General features: G+C 76.3%; 15 protein-coding genes. 8 read left to right on the top strand and 7 right to left on the bottom strand.

The genetic code is table 11. From position 1 onward, the window contains the following. Positions 1 to 40: 40 nt before the first annotated feature. From ACI79X_RS08140 to ACI79X_RS08120, 5 genes are all read right to left on the bottom strand, one after another. Positions 41 to 1,069: an ABC transporter substrate-binding protein gene (locus tag ACI79X_RS08140; protein WP_457024916.1), complete on the bottom strand. Its 1,029-nt coding sequence runs from the start codon at positions 1,067 to 1,069 to the stop codon at positions 41 to 43. A 34-nt stretch (positions 1,070 to 1,103) separates the two neighbouring features. Next, the gene (locus tag ACI79X_RS08135) at positions 1,104 to 1,862 is read right to left on the bottom strand and encodes a DUF2332 domain-containing protein (RefSeq protein ID WP_457024915.1); all 759 of its coding nucleotides are present in this window, start codon (positions 1,860 to 1,862) and stop codon (positions 1,104 to 1,106) included. A 4-nt stretch (positions 1,863 to 1,866) separates the two neighbouring features. After that, positions 1,867 to 4,251, bottom strand: coding sequence for an ATP-binding cassette domain-containing protein (locus ACI79X_RS08130; RefSeq protein ID WP_457024914.1), 2,385 nt, complete (start codon positions 4,249 to 4,251; stop codon positions 1,867 to 1,869). A gap of 98 nt (positions 4,252 to 4,349) precedes the next feature. Continuing rightward, positions 4,350 to 4,760, bottom strand: a complete 411-nt coding sequence (locus tag ACI79X_RS08125; protein WP_457024913.1) for a VOC family protein — start codon at positions 4,758 to 4,760, stop codon at positions 4,350 to 4,352. 5 nt (positions 4,761 to 4,765) lie between these two features. Beyond that, entirely contained in the window at positions 4,766 to 5,212 is a 447-nt protein-coding gene (locus tag ACI79X_RS08120; protein WP_457024912.1) for a helix-turn-helix transcriptional regulator, read from the bottom strand. Positions 5,213 to 5,324: 112 nt separating this feature from the next. Between ACI79X_RS08120 and ACI79X_RS08115 the strand changes: the two genes are divergently transcribed. Genes ACI79X_RS08115 through ACI79X_RS08105 form a run of 3 tightly spaced genes read left to right on the top strand, consistent with a single transcriptional unit; the run spans position 5,325 to position 7,200 of the window. Next, the gene (locus ACI79X_RS08115; protein ID WP_457024911.1) at positions 5,325 to 5,789 is read left to right on the top strand and encodes a DUF2975 domain-containing protein; all 465 of its coding nucleotides are present in this window, start codon (positions 5,325 to 5,327) and stop codon (positions 5,787 to 5,789) included. Then, a complete protein-coding gene (locus tag ACI79X_RS08110; RefSeq protein WP_457024910.1) occupies positions 5,789 to 6,034 on the top strand; it encodes a helix-turn-helix domain-containing protein in 246 nt (81 codons plus the stop codon). The genes ACI79X_RS08115 and ACI79X_RS08110 overlap by 1 nt, the downstream gene beginning before the upstream one ends. Then, positions 6,031 to 7,200 carry an NAD(P)/FAD-dependent oxidoreductase gene (locus tag ACI79X_RS08105; protein WP_457024909.1) on the top strand — a complete coding sequence of 390 codons (1,170 nt, stop codon included), beginning with the start codon at positions 6,031 to 6,033 and terminating at the stop codon, positions 7,198 to 7,200. The genes ACI79X_RS08110 and ACI79X_RS08105 overlap by 4 nt, the downstream gene beginning before the upstream one ends. 4 nt (positions 7,201 to 7,204) lie before the next feature. On the opposite strand, the gene ACI79X_RS08100 is transcribed toward ACI79X_RS08105, so the two are convergent. Both ACI79X_RS08100 and ACI79X_RS08095 read right to left on the bottom strand, forming a co-directional pair. Then, a complete protein-coding gene (locus ACI79X_RS08100; RefSeq protein ID WP_457024908.1) occupies positions 7,205 to 7,528 on the bottom strand; it encodes a GNAT family N-acetyltransferase in 324 nt (107 codons plus the stop codon). Positions 7,529 to 7,553: 25 nt separating this feature from the next. Then, a complete protein-coding gene (locus ACI79X_RS08095) occupies positions 7,554 to 8,852 on the bottom strand; it encodes a cytochrome P450 (protein ID WP_457024907.1) in 1,299 nt (432 codons plus the stop codon). A 441-nt stretch (positions 8,853 to 9,293) separates the two neighbouring features. Between ACI79X_RS08095 and ACI79X_RS08090 the strand changes: the two genes are divergently transcribed. The 5 genes from ACI79X_RS08090 to ACI79X_RS08070 all read left to right on the top strand — a co-directional run bounded on the left by ACI79X_RS08090 (position 9,294) and on the right by ACI79X_RS08070 (position 14,545). Next, complete coding sequence (locus ACI79X_RS08090; RefSeq protein ID WP_457024906.1) at positions 9,294 to 9,926, top strand: hypothetical protein; 633 nt, start codon at positions 9,294 to 9,296, stop codon at positions 9,924 to 9,926. A gap of 100 nt (positions 9,927 to 10,026) precedes the next feature. Next, positions 10,027 to 10,257, top strand: coding sequence for a toxin-antitoxin system YwqK family antitoxin (locus ACI79X_RS08085; protein ID WP_457024905.1), 231 nt, complete (start codon positions 10,027 to 10,029; stop codon positions 10,255 to 10,257). A gap of 267 nt (positions 10,258 to 10,524) precedes the next feature. Then, positions 10,525 to 10,827: a hypothetical protein gene (locus ACI79X_RS08080; protein WP_457024904.1), complete on the top strand. Its 303-nt coding sequence runs from the start codon at positions 10,525 to 10,527 to the stop codon at positions 10,825 to 10,827. Further along, positions 10,824 to 11,798: a hypothetical protein gene (locus ACI79X_RS08075; protein WP_457024903.1), complete on the top strand. Its 975-nt coding sequence runs from the start codon at positions 10,824 to 10,826 to the stop codon at positions 11,796 to 11,798. The genes ACI79X_RS08080 and ACI79X_RS08075 overlap by 4 nt, the downstream gene beginning before the upstream one ends. 50 nt (positions 11,799 to 11,848) lie before the next feature. Next, positions 11,849 to 14,545, top strand: a complete 2,697-nt coding sequence (locus tag ACI79X_RS08070; RefSeq protein ID WP_457024902.1) for a putative bifunctional diguanylate cyclase/phosphodiesterase — start codon at positions 11,849 to 11,851, stop codon at positions 14,543 to 14,545. The last annotated feature ends 53 nt before the right edge of the window (positions 14,546 to 14,598 follow it).

The raw sequence follows: 14,598 nt of genomic DNA, 5'->3' as shown, positions 1-14,598 counted from the left end.
CCCGGCCAGGAGGCCGGGGGCGCGTCGGAGGGCGCGGCGGTCAGCCGAGGACGGGGACCTCGGTCGCCGGGTCGCCGTCGGCCGCGGCGGCCAGGGCCGGGACGACCTCGTCGATCAGGTAGGGCAGCGACAGCGGGCTGCCGAAGCCGAGCGCCGCGGAGACGTCACCGGAGTAGGTGCCCAGCAGGACCGTGCGGCCCGAGGTGACGACGTCGAGCGCGGAGAACAGTGCGTCGGCGTCGGCGGCGGCCTGGTCGTAGCCGTTCACCGCGAGCACGTCGGCGTCGAGCAGGTCGAGCCGCTCCTGGCTGACGTCGGTGCTGGTCTCGGGCACGGTGAACCCCAGGTCGGTGAAGAACTGGGTGCGCAGGTCGTCGGCGCCGAGCAGGTAGTGGCCCGAGCCGACGCCGGTCAGGTCGACGGCGATCGAGCTGCCGGCGAAGTCGGGGTTCTCCTCGACCGCCGTCTCGAACCGGCCCTCGACGTCGTCGACGAGCGCCTGGGCCTCCTCCTCGCGGCCGAGCGCCTGGCCGATGAGCAGCGTCTGCTCCTGCCACGGGGTGGCGCCGTCGGCGTACTCGTCGGTCTGCGCCAGCGTCGGGGCGATGCCCGAGAGCTGCTCGTACACGGCCTCGTCCATGAACGAGTAGACGCCGACGATCAGGTCGGGCTCGAGCGCGGCCACGGCCTCGACGTCGATCTCCTCGCCGCCCACGGTCGGGATCTCCTCGTCGGGGAGCTGCTCCTGCGCCCACGGGCGGGACGGGGCGTCGTAGTCGCCGAGCAGCTCGCGCTCGCCGACCGGTGTGACGCCCAGCGCCAGCACGAAGTCCTGGTCGTTGAAGCCGACGGTGACCACCCGCTGCGGCTCCTCGGGGATCTCCGTGGTGCCGAACTTGTTCTCGATCGTGACCGGGAACGCGCCCGAGGACGCCGCCGAGGACGACGAGCCGGCGTCGGCGGCGGGCTCCTCCTCCGAGCCGCAGGCCGTCAGCCCGCCGGTCAGGGCCAGGACGGCGAGGGGGACGGCGAGACGGGACGGGCGCGAGACACCCGGACGCGGAGACACCCGGGCAGGTTAGCCTGCCCTAACCGCCAGGTGATCACGGGGCGTGCGTGAGCCACGCCACCAGGCGGCCCCGTGACCAGCACCGACCCACCGTCTCCACGCGCAGGCGCCCCCCGTCGGACACCGCCACGGCCAGCAGGCTGTGCCCGGAGGCGGGCCGGTCGCCGAGCGTCGGCACCGACGGCGCCACGCCGACGCCCTCCGCCGACACCCACGCCAGCGCCCGCCCGGCCACCGCCTCCTCGAGGCGCCGCAGGAACGCGACACGGCGCGCGGGCGCCAGGCGGGACAGCGCCCACGTCGTCGTCACCACGGGGAGGGCGCCCGCCGGGACCCGCGCCAGCGCCTCCGGCAGCGCGTCCACCGGGTCCCCGGGCACCGGCTCCGGTGGGGTGGCGGCCGACAGGGCCACCTCCGCGGCCAGCCGCGCCGCCCGCTCGGGGTCGTCCACCGGCACGGACGCCAGCAGCCACGCGACGTCGTCGGGGTCGGTCACGTCGAGCGGCGCGCGGTCGACGCCGACCCGGGCGACGACCGGCGGGATCGTGGTCGCCGGCACCGGCCGGCCGCCCACGACCTCGGCGGTCACCTGCACCGGCGACGACGGGTCGCCGAGGACGGGGCCGTCGTCGAAACGGACCCCCACCCGGTCGACGGCGGTGTTCAGCGCGGCCGGGCGGCCGACGTCGACCAGCCCGACGGCGTCCGCGCCGGCCCGCCGCGCCGCCTCCGCGACCAGCGGGTACAGGACGGCGTACCGGCCGGTCTCGTCACGGACCGCCCGCCGGGGCACCGCGTCAGGCGCCCACGTAGGCGGCCAGGTGCTGCCCGGTGAGCGTGGAGCGGGCGGCGACGAGGTCGGCCGGGGTGCCCTCGAAGACCACCCGGCCGCCGTCGTGGCCCGCGCCGGGGCCGAGGTCGATGATCCAGTCGGCGTGCGCCATGACCGCCTGGTGGTGCTCGATGACGATCACCGACCGCCCGGAGTCGACCAGCCGGTCGAGCAGGCCGAGCAGCTGCTCGACGTCGGCCAGGTGCAGGCCGGTGGTGGGCTCGTCGAGCACGTAGACCTCGCCCTTGCCGGCCATGTTGGTGGCCAGCTTGATCCGCTGCCGCTCGCCGCCGGACAGCGTCGTCAGCGGCTGCCCGAGGGTGAGGTAGCCCAGCCCGACGTCGGACAGGTGGGTGAGCAGCGCGTGCGCCGCCGGCGTGCGCGCCTCCCCGGTGCCGAAGAACTCCAGCGCCTCGGCGACCGACATGGCGAGGACCTCGCTGATGTCGCGCCCGCCGAGCTCGTACTCGAGCACCTCGTCCATGAACCGCCGCCCCTCGCAGACCTCGCACGGGGTGGCGACGCCGGCCATCATCGCCAGGTCGGTGTAGACGACGCCCGCGCCGTTGCAGGTGGGACAGGCGCCGGCGGAGTTCGGGCTGAACAGGGCGGGCTTGACGCCGTTGGCCTTGGCGAACGCCTTGCGGATCGGGTCGAGCAGGCCGGTGTAGGTGGCCGGGTTGCTGCGCCGCGAGCCGCGGATGGCGCCCTGGTCGACGGTGACGACGCCCTCCCGCCCGGACACCGAGCCGTGGACCAGCGAGCTCTTGCCCGAGCCCGCCACCCCGGTGACGACGACGAGCACGCCGAGCGGGACGTCGACGTCGACGCCCCGCAGGTTGTGGGTGGCCGCGCCGCGGACGGCCAGCGCGCCGGTGGGCGTGCGCACGGCGGGCTTGAGCGCGGCGCGGTCGTCGAGGTGCCGGCCGGTGAGGGTGCCGCTGGCCCGCAGCCCCTCGACGGTGCCCTCGTAGACGACCTCGCCGCCCGCGGTGCCGGCGCGCGGGCCGAGGTCGACGACGTGGTCGGCGATCGCGATGGCCTCGGGCTTGTGCTCGACGACGAGCACCGTGTTGCCCTTGTCGCGCAGCTGGAGCAGCAGCTCGTTCATCCGCGCGATGTCGTGCGGGTGCAGGCCGATCGTCGGCTCGTCGAAGACGTAGGTGACGTCGGTGAGCGAGGAGCCGAGGTGGCGGATCATCTTGGTGCGCTGCGCCTCGCCGCCCGACAGCGTCCCGGAGGGCCGGTCGAGGGACAGGTAGCCCAGCCCGATCTCGACGAACGAGTCGAGGGTGTGTCGCAGCGAGGCCAGCAGCGGCGCGACCGAGGGCTCGTCGAGCTCGCGCACCCAGGCGGCGAGGTCGCTGATCTGCATGGCGCAGACGTCGGCGATGGACAGCCCGCGGATCTTCGACGACCGGGCGGTCTCGCTCAGCCGGGTGCCGTCGCACTCGGGGCAGGCGGTGAAGGTGACCGCCCGCTCGACGAAGGCGCGCACGTGCGGCTGCATCGCCTCGACGTCCTTGGACAGCATCGACTTCTGGATCCTGGGGACCACGCCCTCGTAGGTGAGGTTGACGCCCTCGACCTTGATCTTCGTCGGCTCGCCGTGGAGCAGCGTGTCCAGCTGCTCCGCGGTGAACTCCCCGACCGGCACGTCCATCGGCAGCCCGGCGCCGGCGAAGAGGCGCCCGTACCAGCCGTCCATGCTGTAGCCGGGCACCTTCAGGGCGCCGTCCTGCAGCGACTTCTCCGCGTCGTAGATCGCCGTCAGGTCGATGTCGTTGACCCGGCCCATGCCCTCGCAGCGCGGGCACATGCCGCCGGTGATGCTGAACTCGCGGCGCTCCTTGACCTCGCGCCCGCCCTTCTCGAACGCCACCGCGCCGGCGCCGCTGATGGAGGCGACGTTGAAGGAGAACGCCTGCGGCCCGCCGACGTGCGGCTGCCCGAGGCGGCTGAACAGGATGCGCAGCATCGCGTTGGCGTCGGTGGCGGTGCCCACCGTGGAGCGCGGGTTGGCGCCCATCCGCTCCTGGTCGACGATGATCGCCGTCGTCAGGCCGTCGAGGACGTCGACGTCGGGGCGCGCGAGCGTGGGCATGAAGCCCTGCACGAAGGCGCTGTAGGTCTCGTTGATCAGCCGCTGGGACTCCGCGGCGATCGTGCCGAACACCAGCGAGCTCTTCCCCGACCCGGAGACTCCGGTGAAGACGGTGAGCCGGCGCTTGGGCAACTCGACGCTGACGTCCTTGAGGTTGTTCTCGCGGGCGCCGTGCACCCGGATGAGGTCGTGGCTGTCCGCGGCGTGCGGTGCGCTCGGGCGGGCGTCGGGCGTGGCCGTGCTCATCGCAGTCTCCATCCGAGGTCGCGGGGTCGCAGCCGCTGTCTACCGGACGGGGACGACGGGACGGGAGCCCGCCGCCCGTCCGGCTGACGCGCGGCCGCTCAGGCGACGGCCTGGATGCGGACCATGTTCCCGGCGGGGTCGCGGAAGGCGCAGTCGCGGACGCCGTAGGGCTGCTCGGTGGGCTCCTGCACCACCTCGGCGCCGGTGGCCTGGATCCGGTCGAAGGTGCCGTCGAGGTCCTTCGTCGCGAGGACCAGCGAGGCGTAGGTGCCCTTGGCCATCATCTCGGCGATGACCCGGCGCTCCTCGTCGGTGACGCCGGGGTCGGCGGCCGGCGGGTGCAGGACCAGCGAGGTGGCGGCCTCGTCGGCGGGGCCGACGGTGATCCAGCGCATGCCGGCGTAGCCGACGTCGTTGCGCACCTCGAAGCCGAGCGCGTCCCGGTAGAACGCGAGCGAGGCCTCCGGGTCGTCGTGGGGGAGGAAGGCGTGGTGGATGGTGAGGTCCATGCGGATCACGCTAGGGACGCCGCCCCCGCCGGTGCTTCTCGATTCCTGACCGGTCGGGTCGCCGCCCTGACCACGCACGACGGCATGTCCGCCGTGCGCGCCGCCTCCCGCCGGTAGGTGCTCGGCGGCACGCCGACGAGCTCGGTGAAGCGGGTGCTGAAGGTGCCGAGGGACGAGCAGCCGACGGCGAAGCAGACCTCGGTGACGGTGAGGTCGCCGCGGCGCAGCAGGGCCATCGCGCGCTCGATGCGCCGCGTCATCAGGTACGAGTACGGCGACTCGCCGTAGGCCCGCCGGAACGCGCGGCTCAGGTGGCCGGCCGACAGGTGCACGCCCCGGGCCAGCGCCTCGACGTCGAGCGGCTGGGCGTACTCCCGGTCGATCCGGTCCCGTACCCGGCGCAGCCGCGCGAGGTCGCGCAGGTGCTCGCGGTCGTCCGGCGGCCTCGTCACGGGCCGGATGGTGCCACCGGAGCGCCCGCGGGGACAGCCCCGTGGACCGTGGTGCATCGACCGACGGCGTGTACCGATTGACTTTCGATAGGCAATGCACGACGGTCGATGCATGCCGCCTCTGTCCCGCGTGGTGCTACCGCTGCGCGTCCTGCTCGTCCTGGTGCTCGCCACCCTCCTCGCCGCGCAGGTGGCGGGCCTGCCCTGGGCGGTGGCGCAGCTGCCCGACGACGGGCTGCGCGGCCCGCTGCTGGCCGCCGGCGTGCTGGTGCTCGCGTGCGCGGAGGCCGTCGTCGTCTGCACCTGGCGGCTGCTGGCCCTCGTGGCCGGCGACCGGGTGTTCAGCGCGCAGGCCCGGCCCTGGGTCGACGCCGTCGTCCGGCTGGTCGCCGCCGCGGAGGTGCTGCTGCTGGCCGCCACCGCGTACGCGGCCGCGGCCGGCGCGCCGCCGGGGCTGCCCGCCGCGCTGCTCGGGCTGGCGGTGGTCGGCGCGGCGGTCGGGCTGCTCGTCGTCGTGCTGCGGGCCCTGCTGCGGCACGCGACGACGCTGCACGACGACCTCGAGGCGGTCATCTGATGGCGATCGTCGTCCGGATCGACGTGGAGCTGGCCCGCCGCAAGATGAGCGTGGGGGAGTTCGCCGAGCGCGTCGGCCTCACCCCGGCCAACGTCGCCGTCCTCAAGAACGGCCGGGCCAAGGCGGTGCGCTTCAGCACCCTCGAGGCGATGTGCCGCGTGCTGGACTGCCAGCCCGGCGACCTGCTCGAGTGGGTGCCCGACGAGCAGGACGCGCCGGCCGCCGTGCAGGAGGCCCGCCGGTGAGCGCGGTCGCGGGCGCCGGCGCCGTCGCGGACGTCGTCGTGGTCGGGGCGGGCCTGGCCGGTCTGCACGCCGCCACGCTGCTCGCCCGTGGCGGGCACGACGTGCTGCTCGCCGACCGGCGGCCGCGGCTGGCCGGGGCGGTCCGCACCACCGGGATCTTCGTGCGCCGGACCCTCGACGACTTCGAGCTGCCGCCCGGGCACCTGGGGCCGCCGATCCGCCGCGTCGCCCTCTACCCGCCGGGCCTGCGCCGACCGGTGACGCTCGACAGCGACCGCGACGAGTACCGCGTGGGCGACATGGGACCGCTGTACGAGGCCGCCGCGCGCGCCGCCGTCGCGTCCGGCGTCCGGCTGGTCCTCGGCGCCCGCTACGAGGGCCGCGCCGACGACGGCGCCGTCCTGCTCACCGGCCCCGGCGGGCCGCTGCGGGTGCGCACGCGGTTCCTCGTCGGTGCCGACGGCGCCCGCTCCCGGGTGGCCCGCGACCTCTGCCTGGACCGCAACACCGAGCTGCTCACCGGCGCCGAGGAGGTGTACGCCGTCCCCGACACCGGCCGCACGCCCACGTTCCACTGCGTCCTCGACCCCACCCTGGCGCCGGGCTACCTGGCCTGGGTGGTCGACGACGGCCGGCACGCCCACGTCGGCGTCGCCGGGTACGCGCACCGCTTCCCGTCCGGGCTGCGCGCCGCCCTCGAGCGGTTCGCCGCCGCCGCGCCCGGGCTGCCCGGACCCCGGCCGGAGGCGGTCGAGCGGCGCGGCGGCCCCATCCCCGTCGGCGGCCTGCTGCGCCGGATCGCCTGCCCGGAGGGGCTGCTCGTGGGCGACGCCGCCGGCGCGGTCTCCCCGCTCACCGCCGGCGGCCTCGACCCGTGCCTGCGGCTGTCGGCGCACGCCGCCGAGGTCCTCGACGACGCGCTGCGCACCGGCCGGCGCGATGCGCTCGCCGCCTACGACGGCGCCGCGCTGCGCGCCTCGTTCCGCGGCCGCCTGCTCCTGAGGCGGGGCCTCGCGGCGGTGCGCACGCCCGCCGTCGCCGAGGCCGGGTTCGCGCTGCTGCGCACCCCGCCCGGCCGGGCCGCCGCGCGCCGCGTCCTGTTCGGCGACCGGTCCTTCCCCGACCCCACCCCCGTCCGCCGGGCGGCGGACGCCGTGCCCGCCTGAGCGGTCAGCCCTCCGGCAGGGAGAACTGCGCGCGGCGGGCGGCCGGGACCAGGTCGACGTAGTCGGGGTGCCGCTCGATCCAGCGGCGGACGAACGGGCAGAACGGCAGCACCGGGACGCCCTCGGCGCGCGCGGCGTCGAGGGCGCCGCGGGCCAGCACCGACCCCAGCCCGCGGCCCTCGAAAGCCGGGTCGACGACGGTGTGGGTGAAGGCCAGGGACGACGCCGTCCGCCGGTACTCGGCGAACCCGGCGACGGCGCCGTCCACCCGCACCTCGAAGCGGCTCGCCCCGGGCACGTCCACGACCTGCGGCTCGGGATCGCTCATGCCGTGATCCTGGCGCAGGGAGCGCTCAGGCGGGGACGGTCCTGCGGTCGGCGGCCGGGCCGAGCAGCACCGGCAGCGTGTCGTGCCCGCGCAGGATGATCGTGCGGCGCCGTCGGCCCGGCCCGGCGGGGGCGAGGTCGGGGAACCGCTCGAACAGCGCCCGCAGTGCCACCTCGCCCTCCATCCGGGCGAGCGCGGCGCCCAGGCAGTAGTGGATGCCGCTGGAGAACGCGACGTGGTCGCGGGCGTTGGCGCGGGTGACGTCGAAGACGTGCGGGTCGTCGAAGACGCGCGGGTCGCGGTTGGCCGCGGCCAGCACCAGGATCACCAGGTCGCCGGCCCGGACCGGCACGCCGGCGACGGCGGTGTCGCGCAGCGCCCGCCGGCCGGTCCGCTGCACGGGGGACTCCACGCGCAGCACCTCGTCGACGGCGTTGGGCCACAGCGCCGGGTCCTCGGCCAGCAGCCGCCGCTGGTCCGGGGCGGCGAACAGCCGGTCGGCGCCGTTGCCGATGAGGTTCACCGTCGTCTCGAAGCCGGCGCCGAACACCAGCAGCGCGGTGGCCAGCAGCTCCTGCTCGGTGAGCCCGCTGCCGTCGTCGTCGGCGGTGGTGACCAGGGCCGAGAGCAGGTCGTCGCCGGGGGAGCGGCGCAGCTGCCGCAGGTGCCCGCGGAACCAGGCGTCGAGCTCGTCGAGGCTGCGCTCCACGCTGCGGTGGGTGCGCCAGTCCAGGCCCATGTCGAGGCTCGGGGTGGCCGCGTCGCCCCAGGCGAGGAACCGTTCGCGCATCGCGACCGGGACGCCGAGCACCTCGGAGATGACGGTGACCGGCAGCAGGCTGGCGTAGCGCGCCACGAGGTCGGTGCGCCCGCCCGTCGCGGCGGCGTCGCGCTCGAGGTCGTCGAGCAGCTCCTCGGCGATCAGACGGGTGCGCTCGCGCAGCCGCGCCACGGCCCGCGCGCTGAACGCCCGGGTGACCAGGCGCCGGTAGCGGGTGTGCTCGGGCGGGTCGACGGCGAGCATCGACGGCGGGTCGATCGGGCCCACGCTCGCCCGCGGACCCGCCACGCGCAGCGCGGTGCGCAGGAGCGGCGGCAGACCCTCGGTGCGCGAGCCGCCGATCTGCCCGAAGTCGGCGCTGCGCAGCACCTCGGTGCACACGTCGTGGTGGACGCTGACCTTGGAGAACGCGCCGCCCACCAGCGGGGCGGCGGTCCGCAGTCGCTCGTAGTGGGCGAACGGGTCCTCCCGGACGGCCGGGTCGCGCAGCACCTCGGCGTCGGGGTTGCCCGCCCGGGCGCGGGCCCGGATCGCCAGCCGCATCACCCCGTGCGTCGCAGCCCACCGGACCGCGCTGCGTGCCGTCGACCCCGCCGTCGTCCGCGCCGCCATCCCCGCCGCCTCCCTCGCGTCCGGCCACCGGTACGGCCGGGTACCTCATCCTGCGCAGCCGCCGGGGCGCCGTCCACCCGTCCCGCACGGGACGCGCCGGGGACTCCGGCCGGCACCGGGTGACCGACCGGGTTCGGCAACTCCCCACGCCCGGGGGAGCGCGGAACGGTCGACATGTGGGCGGTTGGGGAGGCGGGTCACCGGCTGTGGTAGCGGCCTTGACAACGATCCGGGAACGCCGCGTCCCGCAGGGGTGCAACGGGGCGTGGCGCGCGCCGCGCGGCCCTACCTTTCCCCCATCCGCACCGCCTCCCCACGCGGTCGCGGGTGCCGTCGCACTTCCCCTCGACGGCCCCATGGACGGGACGAACGGTGGACACGGTGGTTCTGCGCAGCAGTGAGGTCCGGCTCGACGGCGAGGCGCGTCTGGGCTGGTGGTTGGTGAGCGAGGACGGGCTCGGGCCCGGCCGGCTGGTGGACGGGCCCTTCCCCGACCGCGCCGGCGCGGCCTGGGCGGCGGCCGGGCACGCGGTGGACGAGGGCAGCAGCCTGCGCCCGGTCTACGGCCTGCGCCGGCCCGACGGCGGGCTGCACCGCCGCCCGTCGCCGCAGGAGCTGGCGTGGCTGGCGCACCTCGGTGACCAGCTCGACCGGCTGCCCGAGGACTGGGACGCCACCCTCGGCGAGGAGGACCCGCTGGCCACCCTCGTCGTCGAGGTCGCCGCGGCGCTCACCGAGGCCGGCCTCCCGCTGTGGGACGCCACCGGCGCCGGTGCGGCGCTGGGCGGCGCGTGCCTGAGCGCCGAGCCCGCTCTCGACGGCGTCGTCGTCGGCTGGCGGCAGCACGACCGGATGAGCGTCGAGCAGGTGCACGGCCTGGTCGCCGACATCTCCATCCAGGCGGTCATGAACCGCGCGCTGGCCGACGTGCTGTGGCTGCGCGGTCTCGAGGTCACCCCGCTCGGCGAGGACGCCGGCGGCCACGTGGTCCGCTACGCCGACTAGGACCCCGCCCCGTTCCACCCTCCAGGGACGCCGTCGATCTCGACGGCGTCCCTGTGGCGTTCCCGGGGGACCGCCGGTGTGCCGTGGCAGGCTGCCGCGCATGCCGCAGGCCTCCTTCCCAGACGGCGGGCTCCACGAGGAGCGCCACCGCGACGGGTCCCTGCGCGCCCGCGGCCCCGTCGTCGGCGGGCAGCCGCACGGGTACTGGGAGTGGTTCCGGCTCGACGGCACGCTGATGCGCTCGGGCACCTTCGACGACGGCCGGCAGAGCGGCGAGTGGACGACGTACGACCGCTCCGGCGCGCCGTACAGGACGACGACGTTCGGCTGACCGGGCCGACACGCCGCGCGCCGGGACCCCGTCCGGGGTGACCGACCGCCCGGCGGGCGCCCCCACGCGGGGGAGCCGACGGCGAGTCGACATGACGTCGGCCGCAGCGGCCGGTCACCGGCCCCTGACCTGCACGGACACAACGATCGCGTGACGGCGGCGCCGCGGGTGCGCCGAACGGGGCCACTCCGGGGGCCCCGGGCCCGATGCTCGTCGCGTCCCCGGCACCTTCCCCGGCCGGGACGTCAGTCCGGGAGGAACCCCACCGTGAGCGCGCCCGCCCCGCCGGCCCCCCGCCGGTCCCTGCTCTCCCCGGCTACGGCCGACGACGGGCTGAGCATCGCCGACCTCGTCGACCTGCTCGGCCTCGGGTCGCCGGCCGACCTCGCCGACGAGACGGCCGACGAGACGGCCGACGAGCCGGCCGACGAGCCTGCCGACGAGCCGGCCGGTCCCCGCGACGAGCCCGCCGGCCGCGAGCCGGTCGACGCCGTCGCCCTCGTCCGTGGATGGGTCCGCCGCGCCGCCGACTGGGGTGCCGGCCCGCAGCGTTCCTGGTGCGCGTGGTGAACGACCCGGTCCTCCTCTGGCCGCTGGTCGCGGTCCTGGGCTTCCTCGCGGCGGCCGGCCTGGTCGTCGCCCTCGGCCGGGCCTCGACCGCGCAGTACGAGTTCGAGCGCAACCTGGCGCGCGCCGGGCAGCAGCGCCCCGCCGACGTCCCGGCCCCGGCCGGCGGGAACGCGGCCGGTCCCGCGGGTCCGGCCGGTCCCGCCCGCGGGGAGCCCGGCGGCCCCGGGGGCTCCGGCGGCGAGGGCGCCCGCGCCCGCGTCGACGCCCCGCTGCCCGGCGCCGGCGCGGTCGAGGTGGCTCCGCAGGCCCGCACCGCCGTCGGGCTGGCCACCCACCCGGCCGGCCGCCGGCTCGCCGACGCCGGCGCGCCGACCGCCTGGTGGCTGGTCGACGTCGACGGCGACCGCTCCGCCCCGGCCGCGCTGGCCGGCCCGTTCGCCGACCGCGTCGAGGCCGACTGGGCGGCGGTGGCCAACGGCCTGGACGCCGACGCCCGCGCCGTCCACGGCGTGCTGCGTCCCGACGGCACCGTCTCCCGCCGGCCCTCGGCCCAGGACCGCGCCTGGCTCGCCGAGCTCGGCGAGCAGCTCGACCGCCTCCCCGAGGACTGGGACGAGCTGCTCACCGACGAGGACGCGCTCACCACGCTGGTCGTGGAGGTCACCGCCGCGCTCGTGGAGGCCGGCCTGCCGCTGCACGACTGCTCCGGCGCCGACACGGGGGAGACCCCGTCGGGCGGCGTGTGCCTGACCCCGGAGCCGCTGCACGGCGGGATCCTGGTCAGCTGGCGCCAGCACGACCGGATGAGCCTGCAGCAGGTGCGCGGCGCCGCCCTGGACACCGCCGTCCAGCGGACGATGAACGGCACGCTCGGCACCCTGCTGGTGCAGTTCGGCTTCGTCGTCGAGGAGTTCGCCGAGGCCGGCTGCCACCTGGTCACCGCCATCCGGACCCACCCCTCGGGGGGGTAGCGGGGGCGCTGCGGGTCGAGAACGGCCGGAACCCGGCCGTTCTCGACCCCATGGCAGGGAAGTCGACGACGCACCCCCGACGGCGGGGGATCGCGCTGTGGTGCCACCTCACCGCGCTGGTCGCGGTCCCGCTCCTCGGCGTGGGCGTCCTGACGACGCTCATCGCCGGCGCGCGGTCGGACGAGGTGGCGAGTGCGGTACGGGCCGAGGACGCGGTCCGCGCCGTGGCCCAGCTCGACGCGATCCGGGCCGCCGTGGAGCAGGAGATCCTCCCGGCGCTGGCGCTCACCGTCATCGACGACCCGGCCGCCGCCGAGCAGCTCGGCGTCCAGCCGTGGCTGCTGGGCGGGGTCCGCACCACCGCCCTCGACGCCATCGACGCGCGCCGCCGGATCACCGACACGGCGCTGCAGGCGGTGCCCGACGGCACGTTCGGCTCCGGGGTGGCCGGACGGGTCACCGAGGCGCTGGCCTGGCTGCGCGCCCGCAGCGACAGCGGTGCCGAGCGGCTCGAGTCGATCTACCTCGGCTACCTGGACGTCTCCAACGAGGTGATGACCGCCGAGCGCGCCGCCGCGTCGGCCGCCGTCTCGGAGGGCGTGCCCGCCCGGACGGTGCGCGCCGTCCAGGACGTGCAGACCGTCGCCCAGCTCGCCCAGGACGCCAGCCGGCAGATGCCGCTCTACCTCGGGTCCCTGTTCGCCGCCGACAACGCGATGATCGGCTCCCGCCTCGCGTGGGAGACCGGCTGGCTGTCCTACACCGACGCCAAGCGCCAGATGGACGAGCTGTCCCAGCCCTCGCTGCGCACCGCGTGGGAGGAGGTGCAGCGGTCGGACCTGATGCAGGAGATGGACCGGCTGCTCACCCCCACGGACAGCCCGGAGGTCCTCGTCTCCGACATCACCCGCACGACCGACGTGTTCTTCCGCAGCGGCGACCGCGACGCGCTCCTCGGTGAGCTGGTCGACACCGCCGTCGCCAGCGCGCTGACCCTCGCCGAGGCCGACCGGGACGAGGCCGGCGACGACCTGCGCACCACGCTCGTCCTCGGCCTGGGCCTGCTGGCGCTGTCGGGTCTGGGCGCCTGGTGGCTGGGCCGCACCATCGCCCGCTCCCTCGGCCTGCTCGCCGGGCAGGCGACGCAGATCAGCCAGGGCGAGCTCGTGGAGGTCGAGGTGGCCGGGCCCCGCGAGGTGCGCACCGTGTCCGCCGCGCTCGGGGACGCCGTCGCCGGACTCCGCCGCATCCAGGACCAGGCGCAGGCGGTGGCGCGCGGTGACCTCGACGACGCGCTGCTGCACCAGTCGCTGCCCGGCCCGCTCGGCGAGGTCGTGCACGCCTCCATCCAGCAGATCGTCTCGTCGGTGCGCCAGCGCGAGGAGCTGCAGTTCGCCCTCGCCCACCGCGCCACCCACGATCCGCTCACCGAGCTGCCGAACCGCGCGCAGGCCCTGACGCTGGTCACCTCCGCGCTGCACCGCGCCCGCCGCTCGGGGGAGACGACCGGGCTGCTGTTCGTCGACCTCGACGGGTTCAAGGGGGTCAACGACGGCCACGGCCACGCCGCCGGCGACACCGTGCTGCGGGAGGTCGCGGCGCGGATGAGGGCCCGGGTGCGGCCCGGCGACGTCGTCTGCCGGCTGGGCGGGGACGAGTTCGTCGTGCTCGTGGAGCCGGCCGGCACCGAGCGCGACCTCGTGGAGCTCGCCGAGCGGCTGATCGCCGCCGTCAGCGAGCCCATCGACCTGGGGGGCACCCCGGTCGCCATCGGCGCCAGCATCGGCATCGCGGTCAGCCGCGACGGCGGCGCCGACGCCGACGTCCTGTTCGCCGAGGCCGACACCGCTGCCTACCGCGCCAAGCAGCGCGGCCGCGGGCGCGCGGAGCTCTTCGACGACGCGCTGCGCCGGCAGCTCGCCGAGCGCGCCGAGACCGAGGCCGCGATCACCGCGGCGCTCACCGACGGCGGCATGCGGCTGCACTACCAGCCGGTCGTGGACGTCGCGGGGCAGCGGCTGCACGGCTTCGAGGCGCTGGTGCGCTGGGAGCGCGACGGCCGGATGGTGCCGCCGGACGAGTTCGTCCCGGTGGCCGAGGCCAGCCGGCTCATCTGCGACGTCGACCGCTGGGTGCTGCACGAGGCCACCCGGCAGCTCGCCGCCTGGCGCGCCGCGTCGCCGCCGCCTGCGGGGGAGCCCGAGCCGACGATGGCGGTCAACGTGTCCGGCCGGCACCTGACCGACCGGCGGGTCGTGGCCGACGTCGCCGACGCGCTCGCCGCCTCGGGGCTGCCGGCGCACCTGCTGGTCCTCGAGGTCACCGAGACCGTGCTCGTGGACGACCCGGTGGCGATGACCCACCTCGCGGAGCTGCGGGCGCTCGGGGTCTCGATCGCGATCGACGACTTCGGCACCGGCTACACCTCGATCGGGCAGCTGCGGCACATGCCGGTGCACACCCTGAAGATCGACCGGAGTTTCGTCACCTCGCCCGACCCGGGCCAGCAGGAGCTGGTGGCGCTGGTCATCCGCGCCGCGCACACCTTCGGGCTGACCGTGGTCGCCGAGGGCGTGGAGGAGCCGGCGCAGCTCGAGCGGCTGCGAGAGCAGGGCTGCGACCACGCGCAGGGCTACCTGTTCCACCGCCCGCTGCCGGTGGGCGAGGCCGGCGCGCTGCTGCGGAGCGAGCCGACCGCCGTGCCCGCCCCCCTGCCCGCCACCGTGCCTGCCGCCGTGCCCGCCTGACGTCGCGCGGCGGGTTGACCCGGGCCGTCCCGGCAGGAGAGCCTCCTGCCGCC

It is taken from the genome of Geodermatophilus sp. SYSU D01119 (assembly GCF_054049975.1).
Note: the sequence above shows the minus strand (reverse complement) of the source record. Positions and strands in the feature narration are given on the sequence as shown.